A 26,642-nucleotide genomic window follows, 5' to 3' on the forward strand; every position below is an offset into this window, starting at 1 on the left:
GAGCAATTTACAGCCCTGCGGCAGGTATTAAATACACTAACGCTGACCAAACTGATACCCAACCGACAACCGCTACCGCATCTAACCAATCTTTCTTATCCATGCATATCTCCACAAGAAGGCGACCTGCAGAGATAAAGCATAAACAATGCCAATTTTATAAATAACCCAAAGTAATAGTGTTAAATATCAGTATTAGCTTTAGTTATCTAAAACACTCCATGCAATTCAACGGTTCATTGAGTTGAAGCGACTCTGGGTGGTCTTGCAGAAACTCGATGAAGCAGTCTGCCATAGAGTCAGTGGTGACCGTGCCATCACCGATCATATCCAACACAGCGTTATAGCCCTCTTTGCCTTTCATTGTATAGGCTGACGACGCGCCCCGGTAAATACGGTTGCGAGAAACAGCTTGCCAACCTGAATCATCAGAGTGAATTTCTAGATGGTGAACCCTGTGTCCTATAGGCGCTTCTTTGTGGTAACAAAACCTCAAATTATGTGTATAAGGAAAGCTACCTGAACCTGTGCCCACGACACCATTATCAATCGCGTTATTGATTGCACCTTCAAGCATGCAAGCGATCGTTTCACCTTTTACTTCATACACACCAATAGGTACGGCAAACGGTAGTAGTTTTCCGGCAATATCGGCAACAGAGACATCGCCGCTGTTCAGTGAATTTCTTACACCACCGGCGTTGTGAATGGCAAAGTCAACGTGATGCCCTTTCTTGTTCATTAGATGGTGAAATGATTGAGCAACCAAGGGGGCTAGTTGACTCGGGCCTTTAGCATCTGGAATACGTACATGGCGAAGTTTAGTGTCTGCATGAGCAATCACTTGTTGCTGAAGCTTTCGAACTCGCGGCTGGTATTTATCCGTCAGAATGCTCTGCAGCTCAGGATCTTTCTTACACACTGCAATATTAGGGTGATTGTTTAAAAACTCACACGCCATATCGTGGGCATCGTCTTGCCCTACTTCACTCAGTTTCGCGTCTATAAAGAGTCGACGGCCTAATAACAGTTCGTTTTTACCATTGAAGTGCGTCACTTTGCCTTGAGAATCGAACTCGATTTCGCAGTGTCCTAAGCTCATGGCGTGGAAACCCGCTTGCACAACATAGGTATCACCAATTTTCACACCGTATTCATCATCTTTAACTAAGCCGATATCAGAGAAATCACCTTGTAAGCGATGACTATGACCACCAACGATGACACCAATACCTGTTACGTTGGCTGCTAACTCTAAATCAGCTTCGTAACCAAGATGGCTAAGTAACACAATCTTGTTGATACCTGCTTGATGGATTTGCTCAATGGTCCCTTTTGCTGTTTCCAAAGCATTTTCAAACGGTGTATCGATATCTGGGTTAGCGATGCCTGCCATCTTGTCGATGCTTAAGCCGAATATTGCGACCTTCTCGCCATCAAACTCTTTCGTTATAAAAGAAGCACTTAGTGTTTCAGGCCGATAAGGCTTAACAATGTCGTTGTCCGCTAGCGTATGAGTTTTATTGATATCCTCATTCGATAGATTCCAGTTACCGGCCAACAGCGGGAATTTGATTCTTTTCGCGAAAATCGCAACGGGCTCATTACCCATGTCTAACTCGTGATTACCGAGCGTCATGGCATCTATATTAAGGGCATTCAACAAATCGGCATTGGCTTTTCCCTTGAATAAGGAAAAGTACAACGTGCCTTGGAAGCAGTCACCAGCGTGCAAGAACAAGGTTCCAACCTTCTGACGCTGGGCATCTTGTTCTATTTGTTTGAAGCGTGTTGAAATTCGAGCAAAGCCACCAGCACTGACATAAGGTTCAATGATGTGGTTGTTCATTTTAAGTGATAGCTGTAACGAGGTTGGTTCAAAGTATGAGTGGGTGTCGTTGATGTGTGCCAACACTATTTTTGTCGGCTTATTCTTTTTAGTCATATTTTCTTCTCTCTTTGTCCCTTCATACTAGGTCGAGAATCATGACAGAATCGTGAATTTTATGAAACTGCACTGCAAAAAAATACTCGAGATAGATCAAAAATCTCATTTTGCACCGTATTAATAAACAACGGTTTTTGTGACAGGTGAGCATACCGGATTTGGATTTTTCGATTATGATTAAAGATATCTGTTAGCTTTCAAATAATTAGCAGAGCCTTCCGTTAGGAGTAAGCCTATGCAACTAGAAAGAATCGAGATTTCTGGCTTTCGAGGTATCAAGCGCATGTCACTCGCGTTTGACGAGCTAACCACGCTTATTGGTGAAAATACTTGGGGTAAGTCTTCATTATTGGATGCCCTTTCCGTCATTCTGCCCTCAGACGGTGTGCCATATCACTTTGAAATGACCGATTTTCATGTCGATTACTCTGTTTCACACCCGCAGTCTCAACATCTTCAAATTGTTCTCGCTTTAAAAGCTAACGATAAGAGCGAACTTAACGCAGGTCGTTATCGCAAACTCAAACCTATTTGGGTTCAAGATGAATTTGGCGTATTTCGCATCTACTATCGCATCAGCGCGACGTTAGAACAGTATGAGACAACAACACACTATGCATTTCTTGGTTTGGACGGTAATCCGCTCAAACTCCATCACTCAGAAAAGCTCGCTCAAGAATTAATGACCTTACATCCTGTGATCCGTTTACGAGACGCAAGGCACTTTGATCGCCCTTTCAACGGAAATTCACTCAACCACAATGCTCACCTGCCGACTAATGTTCACGCTAATAACGGTCACGCTAACAATGCAAACGGAAATGGGAACAACAATCCAAATAACGGGCATGGGAACGGACATAATCACACAACCAATGGTCATGGCACGAATGGAAACGCCAGTAACGGCAATGGCAATGGCCGTCAGGCAAGAATAGAAAAGCGCATCGACAACACCTGCCGCCGCCTTATGGCGATACCCGGACATGTTAATAAGGGTGAAATGCGCAGTAGCCTAGAGTCGATGCAAAGTCTGATTGAGCACTATTTTTCTTTCAAAAGTACTTCTCGTCGTAACCCTAGAAAACAGCGAGACGGATTGCTTTATTCTGCGGGTGCCAATGATCAGAGTATTCATCAACTTGTCGAAGAGACCAAGAACAAACAAACTCGCTTATTATTCATGGGGTTACTTAACGCTTATCTACAAGCTAAAGGGCCAAACGACTTAAGGCGATGTGCGCGCCCTCTTTTGATCCTTGAAGATCCAGAAGGTCGATTACACCCAACACACTTGGCAAGGGCTTGGAGCTTGATGCAGAAATTGCCCATGCAGAAAATCCTGACCACCAACAGTGGCGACCTACTTGCGGCGGTCCCACTTCAATCGATTCGTCGCTTGGTTCGTCAGTCAGACAAAACCATCGCCAATCAACTCAACATGAACCATTTCAGTAAGGATGAACTTCGACGAATTGGTTTTCATATCCGCTTCCACCGCTCTGGGGCACTATTTGCTCGCTGTTGGCTATTAGTAGAAGGTGAAACCGAGGTTTGGTTGTTCAATGAACTTGCCAACCAATGTGGCTATAACCTAGCAGCAGAAGGTGTGCAGATTATTGAGTTCGCCCAATCAGGACTTAAGGCACTGATTAAGGTCGCGCAAGAGTTTGGCATCGATTGGCATGTGGTAACTGACGGCGATGCGGCGGGTAAAAAATACGCAGCAACGGTGCTATCGAAGCTTGGTAATGATCAGGAAAGACATCGACTCACGGAACTGCCAGATAAAGATATCGAGCATTACCTATATATGAATGGATTTGAGAGCTTTTTCCGTGACATGGTTAAGATTCCATACGATCACCCTATCCCTCCAAAGAAAGTGGTTGCCAAGGTATTGAAGAAACATGCAAAACCCGACCTTGCACTCGCCATTGTTTCTCATTGCGAGAATCAAGGACAAGAATGCATTCCGCTTTTATTAAGGTGGACATTAAAACGCGTGATCACCATGGCGAATGGAAATACCTAAACATAATTTGTTTTATAGATGCTATCAGTTTCTCTACTGATGAAATATTTAGCTAGTCGCCTCAACCAAAAAAGGCACACCAAACGGTGTGCCTGTATAAATCGATATACAAATTAATTGGGGGTTATCTTGCAAGAGTTCACAGTGACTAACTAAGGTTAGGTTAACGAATTAAGCCTTTGCCTGTTTAGCGTGTTGTTCAACAACTTCCGAAGATTGAGTCGATTTCTCGTGAAGCCATAGCCCCGTTGCTTTCATCAAGTATCCAAATACACCACCAAGCAGTAAAGATGGCACTACAAGTTGCCAATCACCACCTGCAGCAAACGTCGCACAGCAACCAATGAAGGTGCCTGGGATATAACCTAGCCACGCTTGTTTCGCTTGAATACACATAAAGAAAGCCACAATAGCAGTAATCATGTAGCCTAAAATCTCTAACCCTGCGAAGGTTGAGCTTTCGATAATCACCATTGCCCAGAATACGCCAGTCATGTTGGTCAATAGGCTACCTGCAAGTCCTTTAACGCCGCCTGTTGGCGAAGCAAAGTAACTGGTGCAACCTAAGAAACCTGCCCATGACAATAAGCCGAAAGAGATAGCAATCCATCCCCATAGACCTGACAAAATACCTGTTGTTAATGAAATCGCGACTAATGTACTCATACTATTTCTAAAGCCTAATTACGTAATTGAACGCAACCGGATTTAGCCTCACTTAAAATCAAGTAAGCATACTATGGGAAGATAGCCCTTATTTAGCCGATCACGATCACGTTAATAATGTATGCAGATGTGTATTTATCACTAGATAGAGACCGAAATCGCTTATTCAACATATTTGGTTATCAGTATTTTATCAATTTATCGTTACAGAAACGATGGCTTGCCTTTCATCATGCGCTTACCTTCTCGCTTAATACACTCAGCAAGTGGGTTCTCAGACATATCTGCACGCCAAATAAAGGACAAGGTTCTTTCCATTTCAAGCTCAGGGACATTTAATGTGACCAGTTGACCAGACTCAACAAACTGTTCGACATCGAGATAAGGTAAACACGTTAAATATGGGCCGTTTGCAACCAAACTTCTTAAAACAGGAACGTGTTCATACTCTCGCCAAACATCAAGATCACCAATTAAATGGTGAATAGAGCTATCAAAAACTTTGCGAGTACCCGAACCATGTTCACGTAATACCCATTTTGCTTGTTCTAATTGCGCCAAGCTTACTCGTTCACGCTTCGCAAACGGGTGATGAGCCGATGCAACCACCGTTAAATGGTCCGTACACCACACTTCTTGGTGAACTCGGTTGTCATCACAACGACCTTCGATAACACCCAAGTCATATTGATAATCTAATACACCATCAATGACTGCGTCGGTACTTTGCACGCCAAGCGAGATTCGCATCTCAGGAAAGTCGTTATCAATAATACTGATGAGATCCGGAACTAGGTGTTCCGCTGGAGTTTGGCTAGCACCTAATTTGAGTTCGCCACTCAACAAATGCTGCTCGTAAAAACCCATCTCAATTTGCTGCGCATCTTGCAGTAAACGCTTCGCTTTTGGTCTTAACCACATGCCCCAATGAGTCAGGGCCATTTGCTTGCCCTGCCTTTCAAACAAAGGCCTGCCGAGCATTTTTTCCAACTGTGCAAGAGACATACTTGTTGCTGACTGAGTCAACGCCAATTTGTCTGCTGCCTGACTAACGCTCCCGGAGTCTGCTACTGCATCAAATACCGCGAGTTGCTTTAATGAATAACGCAAAATTCATCCTTAATGCTTTTAATTATTTGTGTCCTGATGCTCGTTTTTTATAAAGCCAATGAGCAATCAATTTCATTCTACGCGTAACCAAATCTATATCAATAAATTTGATGTGGTTTCTAAAAATTATCAATTTTACCTCTACCCCTCAACGCCCTAATCTGGAATGGCAGGACACAACGAGCCCTGCAAAACATTACTGATTAACCATTACGGATTAACCAGGTCATTAACACTAGGAATTACACATGACGGATTGTTCAAGGGGGGGATATGGCAACCAGCACTTCTGAAAATCATCAACTGTTCTCACCAACAGAAATGATGGCGGAAGCAGAGAAGTTTGCATTAAGTAAAGCAAATAAAACCAGCAGCATGACATTGAGTTTGGCAATCATGGCTGGCGCATTCATCGGGCTTGCTTTTTTATTCTACATCACGGTAACCACGGGCAGCGCTGATGCTGGATGGGGACTGAGTCGCTTAGCCGGCGGTCTTGCCTTCAGTATGGGTTTGATCTTGATTGTGATTTGCGGTGGTGAGCTATTTACCAGCTCAGTGTTATCAAGCATCTCATGGGCTAACAAGCAAATCACCTTCACTAAGATGCTGTCTATCTGGGGCAAGGTGTATGTCGGCAACTTTATCGGTGCCATGTTCCTATTGGCTTTGGTAAGCGCAGCAGGCTTGTATCAACTGGATGGCGGGCAATGGGGCTTAAACGCTTTAAACATTGCTCAACACAAGCTACACCACACCCCAGTTCAAGCGTTTGCTTTGGGTGTGCTTTGTAACTTGTTGGTGTGTTTAGCGATTTGGTTAACGTTCAGCTCTGCTAACGCAATGACCAAAGCAATGATGACCGTGTTACCCGTTGCAATGTTCGTAAGCTCAGGCTTTGAACACTGTGTGGCGAATATGTTCATGGTTCCGCTAGGCATCACGATTCAAACATTCGCCCCGGAAAGCTTCTGGATGCAAATCGGTGCAACACCAGCGCAGTACGCAGACTTAAACGTCATGCAATTTGTCACAGCAAACTTAATACCAGTGACAATCGGCAACATCGTAGGTGGTTCAGTATTGGTCGGCTTAGCCAACTGGAGTATCTACCGTCGCCCACAACTTAAAGCAGCAAAAATTACCGCTATTACACAAACAACAGAAATTACGTCAGTTAAGGAAATTACTATGAACACAGCAACTACTATCAAGCAAATCATGAACACTCAACCAATTACATTGAGCGTTGAAATGCCAACATCAGTCGCGATTGATACACTTTTAGACGCGCAACTTGTTAGCGCTCCTGTTTGTGATGTTGAAGGCCGTCTAGTGGGTATCTTCTCTGTTCATGACGTAATGGTTGACCTTTGGTGCCAAGATTACATCCCAACTAAAGGCCAAAAAGTCGTAGACCTAATGAGCCGTGACGTTGTGGCAATCGATGCAAACGACAAGCTAGTAGACGTTGCTGAGTTCCTATGCATCGACAAAGAGCAACTGTACCCGACGACAAGCATGGGCTTCGCAACTCGCTTGACATCTCTTTCTCTAGAAGAGCGTGCAAAAGCGATGAAAGTAAGCCAACCACATATGCTTCCAGTGTTAGAAAATGGCGTGATGGTGGGTGTGTTGACTCGCATTGAAGTGATGCAAGCACTGCGTCCAATCTACGGTGACCGACTAAACGTGGTTCCTCAAGCTGAACTAGAAACAGCTTAACTAATCGTAAGTTGAACTATTAGGGATTAGTAGTTCAATTAGATAACTCAGTCATGGCAACGTTGACTGGCTAGAGGCAAATGGTGGCTTTTAACGTACTAAACGGTTTGACACAAAACAGACCTAAACGCGTTGCCATTTATCTCAATAAAAAAGGCGCAAAGTGAAAACTTTGCGCCTTTCTCTATTTCTAACTGCTGACCTATTTAGTATCGACCAAACTTTTGATATTTCTAAATAATGTTGATACCTGTCAGAGAGCTAGAAAGCTAGATTACTTTTTTACGCCTTCAACGTGTAGTTCCATGTCTACATAGCTTGAAGCGCCCATTACTGGAATGTTGAAGTCAGCAAGTTCTAGACGAGTTGTACCCACGAAACCAGCACGCTCACCGCCCCAAGGGTCTTGACCAGCACCGATGAATTCAGCTTCGATAACGATTGGCTTAGTTACGCCGTGAAGCTTAAGGTCACCCATTACTTCAAGTTTGCCGTTGCCTTTATCAACCACTTTTGTGCTGTTGAAAGTAGCGTCAGAGAATTTACCTGCATCAATGAAGTCAGAGCTACGGATGTGCTTGTCACGCTCTGCGTGGTTTGAATCAAGGCTTGTTGTATCAATAGTTACGTTTACTTTTGATGCTTCAACGTTGCTTTCATCAAATGAGAAATCACCTGAGAATGTGTTAAAACGGCCTTGGATAAAGCTATAACCTAGGTGGCTAACTTTAAAGTTAACTGAAGCATGCGCACCTTTTGTATCAATCACGTAATCAGCGGCGTTCGCAGCGAAAGGCATTGCCATAGCAAATGCTAATCCTGTAGCGATAATTGACTTTTTCATTTTGAAGCTCCTATCATTTTTCGTAGCGTATCGTCTTTGTCGATAACGTGGTGTTTTATCGCCGCTAAGGCGTGCACTGATGCCATAATGATCAGTACCCATGCAGCATAGTAGTGAACCGTACCTGCGAGATCAGATTGGTTTGCAAACAGTTCGCCCATACTTGGTACAGTGAACCAATTGAATACCTCTATCCCGCGGCCATCTGATGTTGAAATCAAATAACCTGAAATAAATAAAACCGCTAAGTTAATGTACATAAAGCCGTGAGCGATCTTCGCTGCTGCAACTTCATAGCTTTTACCTTCTACTTTAGGTGACGCGGTAACTAGTTTCCAAACCAAGCGGATAACAGTAACAGTAGCCAAAAGAATGCCTACCGAGCGGTGATAGTCTGGCGCTGTTTTGTACCACTCGCTGTAATATGAAAGATCAACCATCCACAGGCCTACACCAAATAAGCCAAATACTGCGAGAGCTGAAATCCAATGCATCGCTCTTGCTAAAGGGTTGTAATTTCTAACGTTGTTGTCCATGCATCTCTTCCGAATGTTAACGAGTAGTGTAGTTTCGAAAAGCGTACCCTACACCAAGTTTGTGTAACATATTATTTACCAAGCTTTACATTGGTAACATCATTTCAAATTAAACGAGTTATTCAAATTATTTGAACAAGTTTGGGCTAAACGTTAGATTTCAACGATTTGTTCGATCTCGTAAAGCTCATCTGAGATATCTAACATTTTACGTTCCATGACTTTTTGAGCGTCTTCTATCCCTTTGTTGTAGTAAACCGCCCCAAACTTTTTACTTATGAAATCGACCAAGAATTCCGTGTCGAACTGACCAAGCTCCACATCAAGTTCATCTTGCAGGTACTTTTGGAGCGTATTAGTAAGCTCAGACTTTTGTTTCGAATCTAATTGAATGGTCATGAATGTTTCCAAATAAAGAGTAAGTAGATCAATTGTGATTTGCTGACTAGACTATAGTCGAGGTAACTAGCTAGAATTCCTCATAATTTAGAATACAGACCTGTAGAGCGCCAGTGCTATCCATAAAATCACTCAGCAATGGTTAATTTTGATAGAGAGATCAAGAACTCGCACTTTGACGATAGGTAACGGAACCGCAATTACCGTACTATTGCCCATCAATAAGATAGTAGCTGTGTATAAGGGACTTCATTGTTATTAGATCTAGTGATTAAAAGCGTTAATCAATTTCAAGACGATTGCCTAAAGCTCTGTGAACGCCACTACCCTACGGTGCACAATCAAGGGATCAGTGAGCACCATATAGGAAAGGCATTTGCTCGCCGAATGGAGCACACCTTCGTTAGCTTTAATCATGCAAGCAACATCAGCCCGCTCGAAATGCTTTCTTCTGGTGAAACCCCACGACACTTCCGAATCTCCTCTGAAATAGGAACAGTTTGGATGATCAGTCACCACATGGTGAGCGCGGGGAAAACTTGTCGTAGAAAGTTGATGTTGGACATTCATAACTGGCAATCAGAGTATGGATTTGCAATCCAACCCAATGACGTTTTGATCATTGTCTCCGACCATTGGATAACCCGAAGTAAAAACAGCGGTGAACTATTGCATTGGTGGATGGGTGAACTCCCAGACGAGATCACGGAATATAGCCAACAAGGTATCACGCTAAGAGAGAGTGATTCTCAATTCGCTACTGACTTAAATAATAATTTTAAAATCAGCCCTTGCTTCATTAAATTTGGACACCCTTTAAAACGGTCAAGAAATCAACAACTGGTTCGTAAATACCTGCAACTTTATGCGGTACTTCAATGGCAGTAGGAATACGGGTCAACTTTTTCGTTCAGTTTTGAAAGTACATTGTTAGACCTCTATCCCAATATTTTATAAAAACACATATCAAGCCCTGCCCAATAATCAATCAAAGTTTATCTTCAATAAAATAATAACTTATCAGATCATCATTCATATTTTGAGAAGTAGATATCATTTATATGCAAACGGAGCTGCTTGTTGATATTGCAACTTTGACATTCCCCCATAACCTGGGGCTTTGTCCCTACTTTTAACTGGTGTATTTACGCTGAAAGCTTATATTGATTGATGTTGATATGAGATAGATTACTCAGAGATTAAATTCACAATAATCATTATTAATGGTGAATGATAAATAATTTTAATGACTAATATCAATTATCATGCTGTTTTTTCGTTAATTATATTTAATTAAATATTGGCTCTACAAATGAGTTTTTATTAATTGACAATTTACTTACACCTGTCAATATTGTGACAGCCGAGACATGTATGTCCGCCATTGAATAACCCCTCTTTATTAGCGACTATGATTTTATCAGACAGAAGTGAATTTATTAGCTGTATATCCGTAGATGCTGATATGCAGTTTATTGCGAAATACCAAGACCTGACGCTTAGAAGCGTCTATCAACCTATATTCGACTCTTCTATGACTCAAATAGGTGTCGAGGCTTTGGTGCGCATTTCAAATAACAAAGGTGATATTGTTCGTCCTGATCACTTCTTCCATTCCGACGAAACCTCAAGCACAGACAAAATCAATGTAGAGAGGTTGAGTCGAGCGATTCATATCCGTAACTTCGCACAATCGACAATCCGTCATTTACATCTATTTTTGAACGTTCTTCCAAACGTTGGTGAGTTGTTTGCTGCAGAAAAGGTCAGCGATAGCTTGTTAGCTAAGCGCCTGCATGAGCTTAACTTATCGTGCGAACAAATTGTGATGGAGTTGGTCGAGCTTAATGTAGAGAGTGAAGAACGTTTGAAAGATGCAGCCCACTCTCTAGCTGAAAATGGTTTTCAAATTGCTGTTGATGATTTTGGTACTCAAGCGTCAACAGAACAGCGCGTTCGTCATATCAACCCGCATATCATCAAGATCGATCGCTCTGTCATGTTGGATTTTGAACAGGGCAACACAAGCGAAATGGAGTTGGTTCTCAATCTTGCTAATCAAATTGGTGCTAAGACCGTAATCGAAGGTATCGAAACCCAGCAACAACTCGCAGCAATGCAAAGCTTAGGCTTCGATATGTATCAAGGCTATCACTTGGCGATGCCAAAGCCGATTGAATTAGATCTCCGCCTCGCAATCTAGAACTGCCCTCTATTCTCTATTCTCTATTCTACAGGAAGCCGCTTGACCATTGGTTAGCGGCTTTTTTAATACTTCCCTATTCGTATCCGCTTGCCACTCTCATGTGTAAACACATTTCAGGAAGGGACAACACGCATAAAAAAGCCCAGTCGAATTTGACTGGGCTGGCTTAAAAAAATCTGTTTTATATCATTCCCTAATAACCCGCAGTGGACGGTTTGATTCTATATAGAATAGCGAACATCACTGGTACTACTATTAGCGTTAGTACGGTAGCAAAGCCTAAGCCTGCCATGATGGTAATCGCCATTGAGCCGAAAAATGCATCGAATACCAAGGGAATCATCCCCAAGATAGTCGTCAGTGCTGCCATAGATACCGGTCGTACACGACTGATCGCGCTGTCTACAACCGCTAGGTATGGGTCTTTACCTGTTGAGAGTTCGGTGTTGATCTGGTCAAGCAGGACGATACCGTTTTTCAAAATCATGCCGCTTAAGCTCAGTAGGCCAAGGAACGCTGTGAAGCTGAATGGCATATTGGTACCTAACAGACCAATTGAAACACCAATGATAGAGAGTGGAACCGTAAACCAAATCACAAGCGGCTTACGAACCGAGTTAAACAGAAGCATCGTGATGATAAACATCAGCAAATAACCCATTGGCAGTGAACCAAACAGAGATTCTTGCGCATCTTTAGAGCTTTCGTACTCACCACCCCAGCTAATGCTGTAGCCTTCTGGTAAATCTAATGCTTCTACCTTTGGTTTCACACGAGCAAACAGACTCGCTGGCGTTTCATCACCAAGAACATCGTGGTCAGCCAATACTGTTAGCGTACGTTTTCTGTCGCGACGCTGAATCAGTGGCTCAGACCATTGAAGCTCTACGCCATCAATCACTTGCTCAACTGGGATGTAAGTTTGTAGTGATGGGCTCCAAATCTTCACATTGTTTAGCGATTCGAAATCAAAACGCTCTTCTTCCGGTAAACGCGCCACGATAGGTAACATATGAGTACCATCACGCAGTAGGCCGATGTTGTAACCGCCAAACGCCATCTGTAATGTCTCAGACAAGTCAGTTTTTGAAATGCCTAGGCGACGAGCCTTAGATTCGTTGAACAGTGGTACAAGTTCTTTAGTGCGTTCACGCCAGTCATGACGAACATTTCGAGAGCCTGGATCGGCAAGCAAGATGTCTTCGACTTCAACTGCAATGTTACGCAGTACTTGTGGATCGGCACCGATAATACGCGCTTCAATTTTTGAAGCGGGTGACGGACCAAACTCAATCAACTTGAACTGGAACGTTGGTTGCTCAAATTCGTTCGCTAAGTCTTTGTCTAGCGCCGCTAGAGCCTTAAACATAGTGTCGCGGTCAGTGGTTCTTACTTGTAACTGGGCGTACGCTTCGTAGCTTTTCTCTGGTTGGTAAGTCAGTGCGAAACGTTGCATGCCCTGCCCAACCGTTGTCGTTACAAACTCCACGTCGTCTTGCTGGCGAATGTAGCTTTCAACTTTTTCTGTCTGCTTGATCGTTTCACGAACATCGGTGCCTTCTGGCATCCACATGTCTACGTAAAACATTGGGGTATTTGACGGCGGGAAGAACTGCTGCTTCACCATACCAAAACCGACGACAGAAACTGCTAATAGAGCGACCATACTAACTACAGTAAGCCATCTAAATCGAAGTGCTACTTTCAGACACGCACCGAATACCACAAACAGGATGCCTTTGTATGGGTCTTCGTTCTCATCAACCTTGTCTTCTTCTTTAAGCAACATCTCGGCAAGGAATGGCGTTAGTGTTAGTGCAGTTACCCAACTCAAAAACAGTGAGAAACACAGTACCCAAAACAGTGAACCCATGAATTCGCCTGTCGCATCCTTCGACAAACCAATCGGTGCAAACGCTGTGATAGCGATAATGGTCGCACCTAACAGTGGCCATTGTGTTTGCTTGACGATGTCTTTCGCTGCTTGAAGCTTGGTTTTGCCTTTCTTCAAGCCCACCAAAATACCTTCAACGACAACAATCGCATTATCCACCAGCATACCCAGCGCGATGATCAGTGCCCCCAGAGAGATGCGGTGCAGTTCAACATCGTTGTAATCCATCAGGATGAAGGTACCGAATACCGTCAATAGAAGAACCAAACCGATGATCAAACCACTGCGTAAGCCCATTGCGAACAACAATACAATGATAACGATGGCTACCGCTTCAACTAGGCTGATTAAGAAGTCAGCCACAGATTTGTCTACTTCTTGCGCTTGGTTGTAGAAGTAATTCAGTTCTACACCCGCTGGCTTAATGCTTTCTAGGCGATCCAGTTCCGCATCCAGTGCTTTACCAATCTCAACCACGTTTACACCAGAAGAGAACGCAATACCCAAGTTGATTGCTGGTTTACCGTTGTACGTTAATACATTGCCCGGCTTTTCTTGAATACCACGAGTTACTTCAGCGACATCTTTCAAGCGAATCAGGTTACCTGTATCGCGACCATGAATGATCAGGTTTTCTAGTTCTTCAACCGTGCTTAAGGTGCCGTTTGGCTTGATCGTAAGGCTTTGACCATTCAGCATCACCTCGCCTGCCGATACCACACTGTTTTGCTGTGCTAGCAGTGACGTAACCGTCGACATATCTAGGTTCAATGCGGCTAAGCGTTCCAGTGACATCTCAACAAACAGTTGTTCTTGTTGGTCACCTGCAATGCTTACTTTACCGACACCGTCGACCAGTTCGATTTCACGCGTTAGGTAATCTGCGTACTGTTTGAGCTCAACGTAATCGTAACCATCACCGGTCAGCATGATCATCACACCAAACACATCACCAAAATCATCGATGATCTGAACGGAATTTACACCACTTGGCAGTGTTGGTTGTAGATCGTTGATCTTACGGCGCATTTCATCCCAGATCTGAGGCAACTCGTCTGGACCGTAGTCCATCTTCATACTGACCATAATTTGGGACATACCGTTCGATGATGTCGAGGTAATCTTGTCGATGTACGGAAGCTGTCTTATCTCTTTTTCTAGTGGGTAAGTCAGCTCTTCTTCAACTTCCATTGACGTAGCGCCAGGGTAAGTTGAAATAATCATTGCATCTTTAATGGTAAAAGCTGGGTCTTCTAAACGGGATAGATTACCAAAAGACGTCACACCGCCAATGGCCAAAATGACTAGAAACAGCCAGCTGATTACTTTGTTCTTTATTGAATATTCTGCGATGTTCATTCTGCTTTTCCTGACAATTGGATTCCGTCACGGAGTTTTCTTAAATTCGAATTTACGAGTAGCTCACCTTGCTCAACACCATGAGCGATGAGTGCGCCTTGGCCACTGATCTTGTCGACTTCTACTTCGCTTTTGAATGCTTGTCCGTCTTCCATTTTCCACACATAGAACTGATTCGCTTCAGAGCCCGCTTCTAGCGTTGTCATTGGTAATTGGTAGCCTTGAACATCGCTCAGGCCCGCTTTCGCCATATCTACATTGACCGTAACGCTCGTGCCTGGCAGGATTTCACTTTCAGGCTGCTGCATCTGCATCCAAAATTCGTAGGTACGGGATTGTGGGTGCAGTTCACTGGTGTGTTCTAGATACGTCAGTGGATATTGGCCTGTGTGACCGCCAAAGGTCGCCTCAGGACGATAGCTATTTGAAAGCATGTCTGGGCTAATTGACGCCAAGATCGAATCTGATACTTGAATTCGCACATACACCTTGTCGTTCTGGTACACACTCAGTAGTGTTTCTCCAGGCGTCGTATTTTCGAATCGTTGCTTATCGACAGTTGAGACTGTTCCTGAGAATGGCGCTAAAAGTTCTGTGTAACCTAGCTTGCGTTTTGCCGCCGCCAAATTCGCCGATGCGAGCTTGTAGTTAGCCGTCAGTTGGTCGTGTTCTGATTGCGATAACATTTCGCTGCCAAACATCTCAGTACCACGGGCCAACTGTTTGCTCGCCAGTTTGAATTGAGATTGAGCATCAGTCAGATCTTGGACGTACGTTGCGTTATCTAAGGTGGCTAATAACTGCCCTTTTTCGACGTTATCGCCCGCTTCTACTAATACTTGTTGAATCTCGCCTGCTAGCTTAAATGCCAAGGGAGTCAATTCAGCTGGCATCACCTGTCCATTAAAACTTCTGAACTGATTAGTAAGCGGTGCGCCAACTTCAAAGGTAGAAACCAACAAAGGTGGTTGTTCACGGTGAACAGCTTCATTGTTACAGGCTTGAAGTAACAGAACCGACGCGACAACAACTGATAATTTTGAAAGGTTCATTAAATACCGCCCTCACGAAGCCAAGCTTTTACTTGTTGTCCGTCTGATAACACATCCACACCCGCTTCAACGATAAGGTCACCAGACGACAATCCGTCGATAACCTTGCCTTGCTCATCAAGAAGGACTTGTACTTTAGAAATCAGTTGAGAGTCAGGGTTATAACGCCATAGTTCACCATGGGCTACGTCTTTGTTTAACCAAGCTGAATCCACAATACCAATACCGTAGTCAGATTTATGCTTCTGAACTTCAACTTGCGCTGTCATCCCAGAAAGTAAATTGATGCCTTCCGGCTTTTCGATGGATACAACCGCTTGGTAGCTGTTGGTGTCTTCATCTGGTTGTGTAGAGATTTCTTTAAAGCGAGTCGGGATACGAATACCACGGTGGCTATCCATCACAACCCACATGTTTGAGCTCGTTAGGTCTTGAATAGAACGATCTTCAAGCTTTGATACTGGAATAGAAAACGTCACGTCCATCTCACTGTGATTCAAAATATTCAGTACAGGCTGCTTTTCTGCGATCAATTGATATTGTTTTCCAAACACCATCGATACCACGCCATCGAATGGAGCAACTAAGGTGGTGTAGCCAAGGTTTGTTTTTGCTTGGTCCAACTCAACTTCAGCGGCAGTAAAGGTGTTTACGGCTTGGTCGTAGTAATCGGTACTGACCAGTTTTTTCGCATACAACTCAGAAGCTTGTTTGTATTGGCTGTTCGCCAGATCAAATTTAGCTTGGGCTGCGTCAACGGCAATACGGTAATCCGTCGCGTCTAATACGGCTAACACCTGACCTTTCTTCACTTCTTGTCCCATACGAACATCGAAGGTTTCTATATCTCCACCCACTTGGAAAGAAAGTGCCGCACGGTCGGTTGCATCAACCTTTGCAATGAAGCTATCGAGATCAATATCAGTCTGTTGTGGGATTTCGAACAGCTTGACTGGCTTGATTACCTGCACATTTTCCTCTGACTGAACTTTGTCACATCCAGTTAGAGAGCCTGCGAGCAATAGTGCTGCAATAACAGCTCCCATGCGCTTGCTCGATATGGCATTGATCGACAAATTGAACTGCATGATGCCTCTCCGTTTAATTATTATGATTTATTACACAGGTGGGCAGTATATTTAATATTAAATAATTCTCAAGCTTTACTTTCCACTTGTGCAGTATTTTTTATTTCAGTAAAAACAGTGTAGAATGTTGTAATCAGGTAATTATGTGAAATGAAGATGACCGAAAAGAAACAAGGTAGAAGAAGCGCAAAAGACGCTGAAGAGACTAGATTTTTGATCATGGGTGTTGCTGCGGATATGTTCTGTGAGCAGGGTTATGATAGCGTTTCGCTTCGTAACATCAGTGAGAAAGCCGGTGTATCGCATAGCCTTATTCGCCACCACTTTGGCAGCAAAGAAAAAATCTGGCATGCGATAAGCGATTGTTTACACGCCTATTTTCAGTCTTATATTGCTAAGATTATGGAAGAGTTACCAAAAGGCGTCGCACCAAACATTACTATCTATTTATTTAGTATGCGCCTCTTTAGCAACATGATTCACTCACGAAAACCGATGCAACTTATCACTGACTCTGTTCGTCAAAAAGATAACTTGGTCGATTACTTTATCGACAATGTTGGCGATGTCGAAAAAGAAATCAACATGTTAGCTGAACAGTATAACGATGCGAATCCAGAGAGCTTGATCAACATTTATGAGATTAAGTGGCAAATGATCATGTATGCGCACGGAGCAGTATGTCTCACTCCCTTTATGGAAAGCACTTGGAATGAAGGTGATATGGTCACCTCACCCGAAGACGCCCTACTTAAGCATTGGCACCTTTTCAACACGCAGATGGTAAGCAAGTTCAATATTGGTGAAGAGTGGGTTCTAAATCCAACCTCGATTGAAGAGCTGATTTATGAAGTGCCCTGTGTATGGAAGTGCAACCAAGAACATCATTAATCCAGTGTTTTTATCTTCCTTGGTCGTAATTTGATTTACTTGAAACAAAAATGCGCCGTTACAGAACTAACTGCAACGGCGCATTTTTATATGTAGAGATCTTTAAACTAGAGCTTTGTCCAGCTTTTTAGCGACGAGCTTTACCGCGATTTTGATGAATCTTAAGCTTTGCTTTCATCTTACGTTTTTCTGATGAACGGCTCTTGCTGCGACCACCACGATCGGGGGCTAGATCTTTTTCTAGGCTTGGTTCAAAGCCCTCCAGCCACTCTTGAGGCAAGCGCGTATCAAGTAATCGCTCAATGTCACCCAATAGGTAAGCTTCATCTTGACTCATCAAAGAGATCGCTAAACCGCTGTTACCTGCACGCCCAGTTCGTCCAATGCGGTGAACATAATCTTCGGCTTTGAATGGCATGTCATAGTTCACAACTTGTTCTAGCTGCTGGATATCAATACCACGAGCTGCCACGTCGGTTGCGATCAACGCACGAACTTTGCCTGACTTGAAATCGTCCAGGGCTTTTTGACGCGCACCCTGGCTCTTATCGCCATTGATTGATGCCGCTTTAATGCCGTCTAACTTTAGCTCTTTAACGAGAGCATCAGTACCCTGCTTGGTCTTTGTGAACACCAACACTTGTTGCCAGTTTTTTGAGCCAATCAAATACGCTAACAATTCACTTTTACGCGACTTATCTACCGGGTAAACCATCTGTGTTACGGTTTCAGCGGTGCTGTTTTTTGGCGTAACTTGAATTTCACTTGGCTTTTGCATCATACGGTGTGCAATCGCTTTGATTTTGTTATCAAACGTTGCAGAGAAGAACAGGGTTTGACGCACTTCATTCATGCGAGAAAGAATACGTTTGATGTCAGGCATGAAACCCATATCTAACATACGGTCAGCTTCATCCATTACCAGTACTTCCGTTTGGCTCAACATGATGTTTCTAGTGAACATGTGATCAATAAGACGACCAGGCGTCGCGACCAGGATATCTGCACCACCGCGTAGGTTATCAGTTTGAACCTTCATGCTAACGCCGCCGTAAGCCACCACGACTTTAATGTCGGTGCCCTTTGCGTAGCTAGTTAAGTTATCGAAAACCTGTTGTGCCAATTCACGAGTTGGTACTAACACAAGCGCACGAACGAGCTTAGGGTTCGGAATAACATTGTCTTTTGTCTCGATTAATCTTTGAATAATCGGTAAACCAAACGCGGCCGTTTTACCTGTACCCGTTTGAGCACCAGCAAGTACATCTTTGCCTTCTAATACCAATGGAATCGCTTGTTCTTGAACACTGGTAGGAGCCGTAAAATTAAGCTCAGACAGCGTGGCAAGAAGATGCTCAGATAATCCTAGTTGGTTAAAAGATTTTGTAGATTCAGACATAGTATGATGCTCAAAGATTAAATAGGCGCGGATTGTAGCAAACCTGCATTACGCTGTTTACCTTTCCTTTTGATTTTTCTTCATTTGAAGCGCATTAAACTGCTTCGCTTCTTCTAAAACGTTGGGATAAAGCTCATTAAAGTGACACTGCAACGTATCGTAGTGACGTTCGAGGTCATCGTAACATGCCTCGAGCATACCGAGCTTAGGCCTTCTCAACGCCATTCGCTGCAATACCACCTCTATAGACGACATGTCTTGATAGCTCTCTAACCATCGATGCTCAGCCATTTTCTGATGAACCATAACGAAATTTTCTGGCCAGTGTGGCTCTTGATGTTCAAAGATCTGCTCATGGCTATCTAAACAAAAACGTTCTAATGTCTGCTGTGAAAACTGAGCCCAATGATTGGCTAAGCAGTGATCCCAAAACACATCGAGTGCGATAGGCGCAAAGCGTCGTGTTTGGTCTGAGAAAAGTGATTTTGCAGAACGAGATACATCATGACGATCAGTATAGCTATCAACAAATCGATGAAGCCTAATACCGTCAGAAAGGGAATCAGAATAGTGTTTATTAGGGTCGCCTTTAACAAAATCACCTAACAGGTTACCTGCTAAGTTACTGTTACAGTGCTTGGCGATGTGAAGGTGTGCGAGAAAGTTCATTGAACCTCATTAAAGTATCGAGAACTAAGTAACATGGTAAACGTACTCGTTTATCTTCGCGAACTTTAATGAGGATAGTTTTGGTATGACGTGTGAGCGAATACGATTTGCTCAGTTTAGAATTGTTTGCTTTGAGAAGCTTTAGCTAAGAAAACTTTTAGCTTTAAAACGTTTCAGTTGAAACTGAATTAAAGATCTTAAAAGCTTAGTTCGAAGACTTGAAAAGCTCTTCTGCTAACTGTTTCACTGTCTGCTCATAGTCAGACAAATCAATGCCAATTTCCATAGCATCTAACAACTCTAGACTTTCGTCATTATAAGATTGGTCACTCATTGTGCCCCCTCTATTCCTTGATGTGGACATGATGTCCGATTAACTAGTGCACCATCTTGGACTTATATTATGTCACTTTGATGAACGCACTCTACTCTACCCATTCCATATTCATAGCTTAAAGCTACTCGCGATCATTAACGCTTTTTTGCGTTAAAGGGTATACGCGAACGACATATGTACTGCCACCTTACACCAAGTACAACAAATTACTCGTAAATTTTGAAACCGATCATGGTCAAACGTTTGCTTTGCTCATTTGAATGCTGACACGCCCTTTGTGTAAATATTAATTTACAGTGGATGTTTTTAATTACAATAAGAATTGCATTTGGAATTAAACTCAATCAGAATACTTCAAAATCGAGATATTCTTTGGGTTTATGCGCTTAAGCTAGAAGAATTACAATGAAAACACACCCTAACGTAAAGAATTATATACAATGAATAAATCAAAGGTTTTTGGTAGTACTTTGATCATTGCAGGCACAACCATTGGTGCTGGCATGCTCGCTCTTCCACTTGCTTCTGCAGGTATTGGCTTTTCAACTTCACTTTTCTTGATGCTGGGTTTATGGGCGTTAATGGCTTTTACTGCGCTATTAATGGTAGAGCTTCACCAATTCGCAGAATCTGACGCTACCCTACACACGTTAGCTCATACCATTTTGGGGACAAAAGGAAAGTGGATTGCGAGCTTCGCGGTGATGTTTCTTTTCTACGCTCTGTGTGCGGCATACATAGCTGGCGGCGGTGCGCAATTTAACCAACGAATTTCGGATATCGCGGGTATCGAACTTAATGCTCAAATCACCACGCTTCTATTTACCCTATTAGTTGCCGGCGTTGTTACGATTGGTACACATAGTGTTGATAAAGTTAACCGCGTTTTGTTTGGCTTAAAGCTTATCGCGATGGTTTTGGTACTCAGCTTCCTAGCGCCAAACATTACCTCTCAATACTTAATGAGCATGCCTTTACAGCAAGGCCTTATTGTTGCGGCTATTCCGGTTGTGTTTACCTCTTTTGGTTTCCACGGCAGCATCCCATCAATTGTTCGATACCTAGATGGTGACGTTCGTTCTTTACGTAAGGTAATGATTATTGGCTCGGCACTGCCTCTGGTTATCTACGTTTTCTGGCAAAGTGTTACTTTGGGCGTGATTAGCCAAGAGCAGTTGTTGTCTGACACAAGCTTGGGCGCGCTATTAGTCTCGCTATCGCAAACGGTTCATCAATCCAACCTAAGCGTGATCGTCGGTGTGTTTGCAGACCTTGCACTGCTGACATCTTTTATTGGTGTGAGCTTGGGCTTATTTGAATTCATGGGCGACTCACTGAGCAAGAAACTAGGTAACGCAAAACGTGTTAAGACAGCTGCTATCACCTTCTTACCGCCACTGGGGTTTGCCTTATTTTACCCACAAGGCTTCATCATGGCTTTAGGCTACGCAGCCATTGCACTTTCAGTGCTCGCGATTCTGTTACCAACAGTGATGGTCTACAAGGTTCGTTACACTGATTTCTCTGTCAAACCACAATCTTCAGAAGCCAGTTACCAAGTGTTAGGCGGTAGCAAAGCGTTGTTTTTAGCAGGTAGCGTTGGCGTATTTATCATTGCGATTCAAGTTCTTATTTCAGTAGGGTTACTGCCTTCTTTAGGCTAATAAACCTATACAGAACTAATTTACTTGATTCAGATCTCATAAATGACATATCACTATCATTAATTTTCACAATTAGTCGATTTAAGTCACATTTTTATTGAGGTCGGTTATTTAGAGTCCACGGTAAAGGATTTACCGTGGAGTTTTTATGAAAGAAGTACAATTTCGAACGATAGACAAACTGTTTATTAAGATGTCGATCAACGACAAGTTTTGGGTCATTTTCTTAATCTTTTTTGCCGCTCTGGCAAGCCTAGCTGGACTGAACTACGTCAACAAAATGGAACACATTGACGTAACTGCAAAACAGCAGGTCGAGTATCAACTGCAAGGCATTTTATCAGCATCAGATTCCCCGGCATCTGTTCGCTCTGTTAGCCAGCAAACTCGCGCTCAACAAACCACTATTTCAAATAATGGTTCTGTGACTGCCACAGCACTCGCACAAGATGGCAACTACTACTCACTTACCGTTTCAACTAACGATATACAGAATCAAAAGCAGCAAGCACTGTACACTTTATTACTGAGCTTCTTGTGGTGTGTGCCTTTTGGTCTTTTCTGTTACTGGGTAGCGACTTTCCTAGGCGGCGCACTTTGGGTTCTTTATTCAACGACTCAAAAGATTGGTGATGGTGACTTAACATCACGCCTTGGCTTCCACCCTGGCCGTGATGAGTTCGGCACGATTGGTTGTGCGCTTGACCGTTCAATGGACACGCTTAGTGAGTTAGTCAACAACGTAAACCACAGTGCAGCAACGCTAAGCGAAACATCGGCTTCTTTCGAAACTGAGATGAAGCGCAGCGAAACACAAATCATGAGCCAAAATGCCTCTCTAGACTCTGTAGCGACAGCAATGGATCAGATGACAGCTTCGGCAAATGAAGTCTCTAACATCTCTGCACGCTCAACTGAACAAACAGAACAAGACGCGCAGCAAATCAACGATAGCCATGCGAAGGTTCAACAGGCAATCTCGGAAATCACCACCCTTTCTTCTTTGATTGAGCAAACCTCATCTTCTGTTACTAGCTTGAATGTGAATACGAGCCAAATTAACGAGGTCATCACGACGATCAATGCTATTTCAGAGCAAACTAACTTACTTGCTTTAAATGCCGCGATTGAAGCCGCTCGTGCGGGCGAGCAAGGCCGAGGTTTCGCTGTTGTTGCTGATGAAGTAAGAACACTGGCAAGCCGCACTCAGTCGGCTACTGTAGAAATCCAAGCGATGATTGAACGCTTACAGCAAGAGAGCCAAAATATCGCGAAGATCACCGAACAGACGGTTGACCAAGCGCAAACCAGTAGCCAGTTGATTTCAAACATTGGTCACGACGTAAACTCGATTGCAGATTCAGCTCAAGCACTAATGGACATGAGTATCCAAATCGCAACATCAGCCGATGAGCAAAGTAACGTTGCCAATACGATTGCAGCAGAGCTTAACGATATTCGAAGCCAATCCGATGTGATTAAAGACGTGGCTCAGAATTCTTCAAATGGCGTATCTAGGCTAACAGAAGCGTCGGTTTCTCTATCTCAGACATTGGCACGCTACCGAACTTAAGGATCAACTGGTGAACTAGCGGCGTGAATTGAAAACAAACTAATGAGGACTCGTAATGGGTCCTTTCTTTTTGGCTTTTGTTTAATAACATTACAAGAACCATGGTCAATAACGATGACATTATCAATTACCATGAAGCAAGTCGCAAAGGAGAGATTAAGAAGTGTCAGAACTGTCTAATATTCGAGCTTAGGAGTAATCTAATTGAACGGGTCTTTTTTCGCTTACCCTCTTGCTGCAGGTGACACATAATGAATAAAACAGAAACACCAAACACCGACGACATTACATGCCCTTTATGCCAACACGACGAATATCTGCTTTCAGAAAGTGGAGAAAAGTTTACTTGTGCATCTTGCGGTTTCCACACCAAACAATTTAGTAAGGTAGTCAGCCTTCAACTAAGCTCTACCCCACCAAAGCTGCAGAATTCGATATACCACCATTTGAGCAGTGCTTGCCATTAATCCAAACTGAGATTTCTTCTAAACTGTAGATATCCTGAGCCGCGAGTTCTGCTGAGTCGGCTTCGGAGTCTACGATTGCTTCATCAATACTCGGGCGCAGTCGAAACGATTGGATACCCGCGCGAACACCAGCCTCAATCCCTTTCAACGTATCATCCACGTAGATGCACTCATTCGGTAGAAAGCCCATGTTCATGGCCGTGTACATGATTAGATCAGGCTCTGGCTTCCAACTATTAGCATCAAAAGCTGAGAACACTTTGCCTTTGAAGTCGTCTAGCATGCCTGTCATCGCCAATGAAGATTCAACTCTAGATTTCGGTGCATTGGAAGCGATACAAAACTCGATGTCTTGTTGTTTGAGAAATTCAATAAGTTCGATAGCGCCGTCCATCGGTTTTAAATGACGCTGGAACAGTGCTTCTAATTCACTGCGGTATAACGGCTCAAGTGTATCAATCGAGATAGATAGCCCAAGACGTTCTTGTGTATCCATTAAGATGTCGGCTAGCTTCCCGCCTTGAAAGTGCGCATAGCAGTCGTTGACGTTTAGCTCCGCCCCAAAGCCAGTGAAAACGTTCACCAAAGCTTGGCAGCACAGCTTTTCACTATCGATAAGTGTTCCGTCACAATCGAAAATCACACATTTAGTCTGTTCTAACCGCATAGGTATCTCACTCAGATTGAATCCAAGTTTTATCCTATAGTGTTCTTTCAATGCGCGAGATGATTGAGGTAACAGTTTGCAGATACAGGCTTATTTCTCTTCGCGAAATATGGAGTTGATCACTTTATCGCTCGGTATAAGCAACAGCTTTCATCAAATTAACCCAGATTCTACGAAATCAAAGACTGCGAGGTTTACATAAGCGACTCAATTTCAGGGGAAAATATATAAATCACTACTTTCTAGCCGGATCGTGGTGAATCGATAAAAAAATGGCTTATAGGCTACTCAGATAAAGAAACGGTTAGCTAACAACCGACTCTTCTAATACCTTTGCTTCAATAGTAGGTGCAGACGCATATTCTATAGTTCCAGTATCGGGATACGAATCTCGGATAGCGACAAACTCGGGTAAGTGTTTCAGTAGCAATTTAGTTAGCTGAGGATCAAACTGGTAGCCACACTCTCGCTCGAACAAATCGACCACCATCTCTAATGGCCACGGCTCTTTGTAGCAACGTGCACTAAGCAGTGCATCAAATACATCGGCTACGGCAGTGATACGAGCAAACAGGTGTATTTCATCTCCCACTTTGCCATTAGGGTATCCAGCACCATCCCAACGCTCGTGATGTTCGTTAGCAATGATTGCTGCGAGGTTGGTAATATCACCCGCTCCGCTCTTCAGTAAGTTATAGCCAGCCGTAGTATGAAGCTTCATCACCTCCCACTCTTGGTCGGTTAATTTCCCAGGTTTATCCAAGATTGATTCAGGGACTGAAATCTTACCCACATCGTGCATTGGGCTGATGATCTCAATCATCTCGACCTCACGATGGCTCAAGCCACGATACTTAGCAAGCAAAGCGGATAACTTGGCTACACGCTTAACGTGATTACCCGTCTCACCAGAGCGAGTTTCAATGGCTTCACCCAGCACATGAATCATGTCTTTTTGAACATTCAAAGTTTGTTTCTGTAGTGCAAGGATTCGCTTGTTCTTTTTTGCCAACTCTTTCTTTTGGCGAAGGGTAATAAATTGCATCACGATAATCACGCTCAGCCCTGTAATGACCATGATTAAGCCCAACAACAATTGAAAGTTCTTTTGTAAAAAGGAGGAAGGCTCGTTAACAATCACAGATCCTGTCGGCAGTACATTATCACCAATACCAAACTTTTTAAGCGCCGGATAATTGAAAACAAAACGCTTGTTGTCACCGGGAACTAAAGGTGTAGAAAAATTAAGAGGCACATACTTATCCAATGCACTAACGGCCTCTTCACCCATACTTCGCGAGTGGTTTACATAACCTCCGAGTACATCACCGACTATATTAAACTGCCATAACGCAAACACTGGTGCGGCGCTCGATGCAGATAAGGTTTCCGCGACCTCTTGATAGGTATGATATACACCTTGATCTAACTCAGTATTGTAGTGGCTCAGTAAGACTGCATCGTCAGCAGATACCCCTTTCAAGAACTCACTTGTTTGCTTGAGCGACAAATCGCGTATTTCGACCAAATTAATCGATGGAAAGTCTGCCATAATACGGCTTATATCTTTACGGATCAGCTCAGAAGTGACACTGTAATCATTGATGAAATAGAGGTTCTTTAGATTAGGTCTTAATTTGGAGATCAGCTTAATATTAACGTCTATCTGATCGTTCTCGTAAAGCACAGTTGCTCTGTCAGACACCGCGTACATGTCGGTGCTGAAATCATTGATGCCGGCTGCAACGACAGGTGTGGAGCGATCAATCAAATTAGGCAGAGATTCAAGAAAATTGGCTGCGTTATCGTCCGTCGCAATTACGCCATCAAATTTATAACCTGCATACTTCGCACGTAAGTAGTTCGCGAGAGAGTCGTAATACTCTGGGCTGTGGATACGCTTTGAATCCAAATACTCTATTGAGAGTTTAACTTCGGTTTGAGACTGACTGAACGCACTGTCTATCCCTTTTTGGAAGTCAGCAGTCCATTGATAAGAAGGTTCGTATGAGTGTAAAACTAGGATGCGTTTTATATCCCAGTCGTTAGCAAAACTGAGTGAAGAATAAGCGCTAACACATAATACAGCGATTGATATCAATAGCTTGTACAT

Annotated in this window: 21 protein-coding genes; 7 read left to right on the forward strand and 14 right to left on the reverse strand. The window is 43.3% G+C overall.

Going from position 1 to position 26,642, the window contains the following annotated elements:
• Positions 1–205 precede the first annotated feature (205 nt).
• Complete coding sequence (locus AB6E30_RS04020; protein ID WP_372102682.1) at positions 206–1,945, reverse strand: bifunctional UDP-sugar hydrolase/5'-nucleotidase; 1,740 nt, start codon at positions 1,943–1,945, stop codon at positions 206–208.
• 238 nt (positions 1,946–2,183) lie between these two features.
• On the opposite strand from AB6E30_RS04020, the gene AB6E30_RS04025 reads away from it, so the two are divergent.
• Entirely contained in the window at positions 2,184–3,983 is a 1,800-nt protein-coding gene (locus tag AB6E30_RS04025; protein ID WP_372102684.1) for an ATP-dependent endonuclease, read from the forward strand.
• Positions 3,984–4,154: 171 nt separating this feature from the next.
• Here the strand turns inward: AB6E30_RS04025 and AB6E30_RS04030 are convergent, their stop codons facing one another.
• Both AB6E30_RS04030 and AB6E30_RS04035 read right to left on the reverse strand, forming a co-directional pair.
• Complete coding sequence (locus AB6E30_RS04030) at positions 4,155–4,649, reverse strand: DUF1097 domain-containing protein (RefSeq protein ID WP_017059817.1); 495 nt, start codon at positions 4,647–4,649, stop codon at positions 4,155–4,157.
• A gap of 204 nt (positions 4,650–4,853) precedes the next feature.
• Positions 4,854–5,759, reverse strand: a complete 906-nt coding sequence (locus AB6E30_RS04035) for a LysR substrate-binding domain-containing protein (RefSeq protein ID WP_136978571.1) — start codon at positions 5,757–5,759, stop codon at positions 4,854–4,856.
• Positions 5,760–6,032: 273 nt separating this feature from the next.
• Here AB6E30_RS04035 and focA point away from each other — a divergent pair, with 273 nt between their 5' ends.
• Entirely contained in the window at positions 6,033–7,484 is a 1,452-nt protein-coding gene (gene focA, locus AB6E30_RS04040; protein ID WP_136978570.1) for a formate transporter FocA, read from the forward strand.
• A 274-nt stretch (positions 7,485–7,758) separates the two neighbouring features.
• Here the strand turns inward: focA and AB6E30_RS04045 are convergent, their stop codons facing one another.
• From AB6E30_RS04045 to AB6E30_RS04055, 3 genes are all read right to left on the reverse strand, one after another.
• The gene (locus AB6E30_RS04045; RefSeq protein ID WP_017064630.1) at positions 7,759–8,328 is read right to left on the reverse strand and encodes a YceI family protein; all 570 of its coding nucleotides are present in this window, start codon (positions 8,326–8,328) and stop codon (positions 7,759–7,761) included.
• The gene (locus tag AB6E30_RS04050; RefSeq protein WP_372102685.1) at positions 8,325–8,864 is read right to left on the reverse strand and encodes a cytochrome b; all 540 of its coding nucleotides are present in this window, start codon (positions 8,862–8,864) and stop codon (positions 8,325–8,327) included. Before AB6E30_RS04050 ends, AB6E30_RS04045 begins: the two co-directional genes overlap by 4 nt.
• Before the next feature lie 153 nt (positions 8,865–9,017).
• Complete coding sequence (locus tag AB6E30_RS04055; RefSeq protein WP_229647529.1) at positions 9,018–9,263, reverse strand: DUF2164 domain-containing protein; 246 nt, start codon at positions 9,261–9,263, stop codon at positions 9,018–9,020.
• Positions 9,264–9,515: 252 nt separating this feature from the next.
• Between AB6E30_RS04055 and AB6E30_RS04060 the strand changes: the two genes are divergently transcribed.
• Both AB6E30_RS04060 and AB6E30_RS04065 read left to right on the forward strand, forming a co-directional pair.
• Positions 9,516–10,151: a hypothetical protein gene (locus tag AB6E30_RS04060; protein ID WP_372083712.1), complete on the forward strand. Its 636-nt coding sequence runs from the start codon at positions 9,516–9,518 to the stop codon at positions 10,149–10,151.
• Positions 10,152–10,728: 577 nt separating this feature from the next.
• The gene (locus AB6E30_RS04065; RefSeq protein ID WP_372102687.1) at positions 10,729–11,466 is read left to right on the forward strand and encodes an EAL domain-containing protein; all 738 of its coding nucleotides are present in this window, start codon (positions 10,729–10,731) and stop codon (positions 11,464–11,466) included.
• 196 nt (positions 11,467–11,662) lie between these two features.
• On the opposite strand, the gene AB6E30_RS04070 is transcribed toward AB6E30_RS04065, so the two are convergent.
• From AB6E30_RS04070 to AB6E30_RS04080, 3 genes are read right to left on the reverse strand one after another with little or no spacing between them, the layout of a single operon-like run.
• Positions 11,663–14,722, reverse strand: a complete 3,060-nt coding sequence (locus tag AB6E30_RS04070) for an efflux RND transporter permease subunit (protein ID WP_372102689.1) — start codon at positions 14,720–14,722, stop codon at positions 11,663–11,665.
• Complete coding sequence (locus AB6E30_RS04075) at positions 14,719–15,774, reverse strand: efflux RND transporter periplasmic adaptor subunit (RefSeq protein WP_372102691.1); 1,056 nt, start codon at positions 15,772–15,774, stop codon at positions 14,719–14,721. The genes AB6E30_RS04070 and AB6E30_RS04075 overlap by 4 nt, the downstream gene beginning before the upstream one ends.
• A complete protein-coding gene (locus tag AB6E30_RS04080; protein WP_372102693.1) occupies positions 15,774–16,862 on the reverse strand; it encodes an efflux RND transporter periplasmic adaptor subunit in 1,089 nt (362 codons plus the stop codon). Before AB6E30_RS04080 ends, AB6E30_RS04075 begins: the two co-directional genes overlap by 1 nt.
• 150 nt (positions 16,863–17,012) lie before the next feature.
• On the opposite strand from AB6E30_RS04080, the gene AB6E30_RS04085 reads away from it, so the two are divergent.
• Positions 17,013–17,753, forward strand: coding sequence for a TetR/AcrR family transcriptional regulator (locus AB6E30_RS04085; protein ID WP_102393232.1), 741 nt, complete (start codon positions 17,013–17,015; stop codon positions 17,751–17,753).
• A 127-nt stretch (positions 17,754–17,880) separates the two neighbouring features.
• On the opposite strand, the gene AB6E30_RS04090 is transcribed toward AB6E30_RS04085, so the two are convergent.
• The 3 genes from AB6E30_RS04090 to AB6E30_RS04100 form a co-directional block, all read right to left on the reverse strand.
• Positions 17,881–19,152, reverse strand: a complete 1,272-nt coding sequence (locus AB6E30_RS04090) for a DEAD/DEAH box helicase (protein ID WP_372102695.1) — start codon at positions 19,150–19,152, stop codon at positions 17,881–17,883.
• 57 nt (positions 19,153–19,209) lie between these two features.
• The gene (locus AB6E30_RS04095; RefSeq protein WP_048612524.1) at positions 19,210–19,821 is read right to left on the reverse strand and encodes an ACP phosphodiesterase; all 612 of its coding nucleotides are present in this window, start codon (positions 19,819–19,821) and stop codon (positions 19,210–19,212) included.
• A gap of 205 nt (positions 19,822–20,026) precedes the next feature.
• A complete protein-coding gene (locus tag AB6E30_RS04100; protein ID WP_017059831.1) occupies positions 20,027–20,155 on the reverse strand; it encodes a hypothetical protein in 129 nt (42 codons plus the stop codon).
• A gap of 443 nt (positions 20,156–20,598) precedes the next feature.
• Here AB6E30_RS04100 and AB6E30_RS04105 point away from each other — a divergent pair, with 443 nt between their 5' ends.
• Together AB6E30_RS04105 and AB6E30_RS04110 are read left to right on the forward strand one after the other, a co-directional pair.
• Entirely contained in the window at positions 20,599–21,822 is a 1,224-nt protein-coding gene (locus AB6E30_RS04105) for an aromatic amino acid transport family protein (RefSeq protein ID WP_017059832.1), read from the forward strand.
• 148 nt (positions 21,823–21,970) lie between these two features.
• Entirely contained in the window at positions 21,971–23,395 is a 1,425-nt protein-coding gene (locus tag AB6E30_RS04110; protein ID WP_017064641.1) for a methyl-accepting chemotaxis protein, read from the forward strand.
• Positions 23,396–23,803: 408 nt separating this feature from the next.
• On the opposite strand, the gene AB6E30_RS04115 is transcribed toward AB6E30_RS04110, so the two are convergent.
• The gene (locus AB6E30_RS04115; protein WP_372102696.1) at positions 23,804–24,529 is read right to left on the reverse strand and encodes an HAD-IA family hydrolase; all 726 of its coding nucleotides are present in this window, start codon (positions 24,527–24,529) and stop codon (positions 23,804–23,806) included.
• Between the two features lie 304 nt (positions 24,530–24,833).
• A complete protein-coding gene (locus AB6E30_RS04120; protein WP_372102697.1) occupies positions 24,834–26,642 on the reverse strand; it encodes an HD domain-containing phosphohydrolase in 1,809 nt (602 codons plus the stop codon).

Source organism: Vibrio sp. 10N.247.311.12, assembly GCF_041467515.1.
In the GTDB taxonomy this organism is placed as follows: Bacteria; Pseudomonadota; Gammaproteobacteria; order Enterobacterales; family Vibrionaceae; genus Vibrio; species Vibrio crassostreae_C.

What these genes read in the sequence shown, in the direction of transcription:
- AB6E30_RS04115 (WP_372102696.1), bottom strand. Translation starts at nt 24,529, where the DNA reads ATGCGGTTAGAACAGACTAAATGTGTGATTTTCGATTGTGACGGAACA.
- AB6E30_RS04030 (WP_017059817.1), bottom strand. Translation starts at nt 4,649, where the DNA reads ATGAGTACATTAGTCGCGATTTCATTAACAACAGGTATTTTGTCAGGT.
- AB6E30_RS04120 (WP_372102697.1), bottom strand. Translation starts at nt 26,642, where the DNA reads ATGTACAAGCTATTGATATCAATCGCTGTATTATGTGTTAGCGCTTAT.
- AB6E30_RS04070 (WP_372102689.1), bottom strand. Translation starts at nt 14,722, where the DNA reads ATGAACATCGCAGAATATTCAATAAAGAACAAAGTAATCAGCTGGCTG.
- AB6E30_RS04050 (WP_372102685.1), bottom strand. Translation starts at nt 8,864, where the DNA reads ATGGACAACAACGTTAGAAATTACAACCCTTTAGCAAGAGCGATGCAT.
- AB6E30_RS04105 (WP_017059832.1), top strand. Translation starts at nt 20,599, where the DNA reads ATGAATAAATCAAAGGTTTTTGGTAGTACTTTGATCATTGCAGGCACA.
- AB6E30_RS04100 (WP_017059831.1), bottom strand. Translation starts at nt 20,155, where the DNA reads ATGAGTGACCAATCTTATAATGACGAAAGTCTAGAGTTGTTAGATGCT.
- AB6E30_RS04025 (WP_372102684.1), top strand. Translation starts at nt 2,184, where the DNA reads ATGCAACTAGAAAGAATCGAGATTTCTGGCTTTCGAGGTATCAAGCGC.
- AB6E30_RS04075 (WP_372102691.1), bottom strand. Translation starts at nt 15,774, where the DNA reads ATGAACCTTTCAAAATTATCAGTTGTTGTCGCGTCGGTTCTGTTACTT.
- AB6E30_RS04090 (WP_372102695.1), bottom strand. Translation starts at nt 19,152, where the DNA reads ATGTCTGAATCTACAAAATCTTTTAACCAACTAGGATTATCTGAGCAT.
- AB6E30_RS04095 (WP_048612524.1), bottom strand. Translation starts at nt 19,821, where the DNA reads ATGAACTTTCTCGCACACCTTCACATCGCCAAGCACTGTAACAGTAAC.
- AB6E30_RS04085 (WP_102393232.1), top strand. Translation starts at nt 17,013, where the DNA reads ATGAAGATGACCGAAAAGAAACAAGGTAGAAGAAGCGCAAAAGACGCT.
- AB6E30_RS04055 (WP_229647529.1), bottom strand. Translation starts at nt 9,263, where the DNA reads ATGACCATTCAATTAGATTCGAAACAAAAGTCTGAGCTTACTAATACG.
- AB6E30_RS04080 (WP_372102693.1), bottom strand. Translation starts at nt 16,862, where the DNA reads ATGCAGTTCAATTTGTCGATCAATGCCATATCGAGCAAGCGCATGGGA.
- AB6E30_RS04020 (WP_372102682.1), bottom strand. Translation starts at nt 1,945, where the DNA reads ATGACTAAAAAGAATAAGCCGACAAAAATAGTGTTGGCACACATCAAC.
- focA (WP_136978570.1), top strand. Translation starts at nt 6,033, where the DNA reads ATGGCAACCAGCACTTCTGAAAATCATCAACTGTTCTCACCAACAGAA.
- AB6E30_RS04065 (WP_372102687.1), top strand. Translation starts at nt 10,729, where the DNA reads ATGCAGTTTATTGCGAAATACCAAGACCTGACGCTTAGAAGCGTCTAT.
- AB6E30_RS04110 (WP_017064641.1), top strand. Translation starts at nt 21,971, where the DNA reads ATGAAAGAAGTACAATTTCGAACGATAGACAAACTGTTTATTAAGATG.
- AB6E30_RS04045 (WP_017064630.1), bottom strand. Translation starts at nt 8,328, where the DNA reads ATGAAAAAGTCAATTATCGCTACAGGATTAGCATTTGCTATGGCAATG.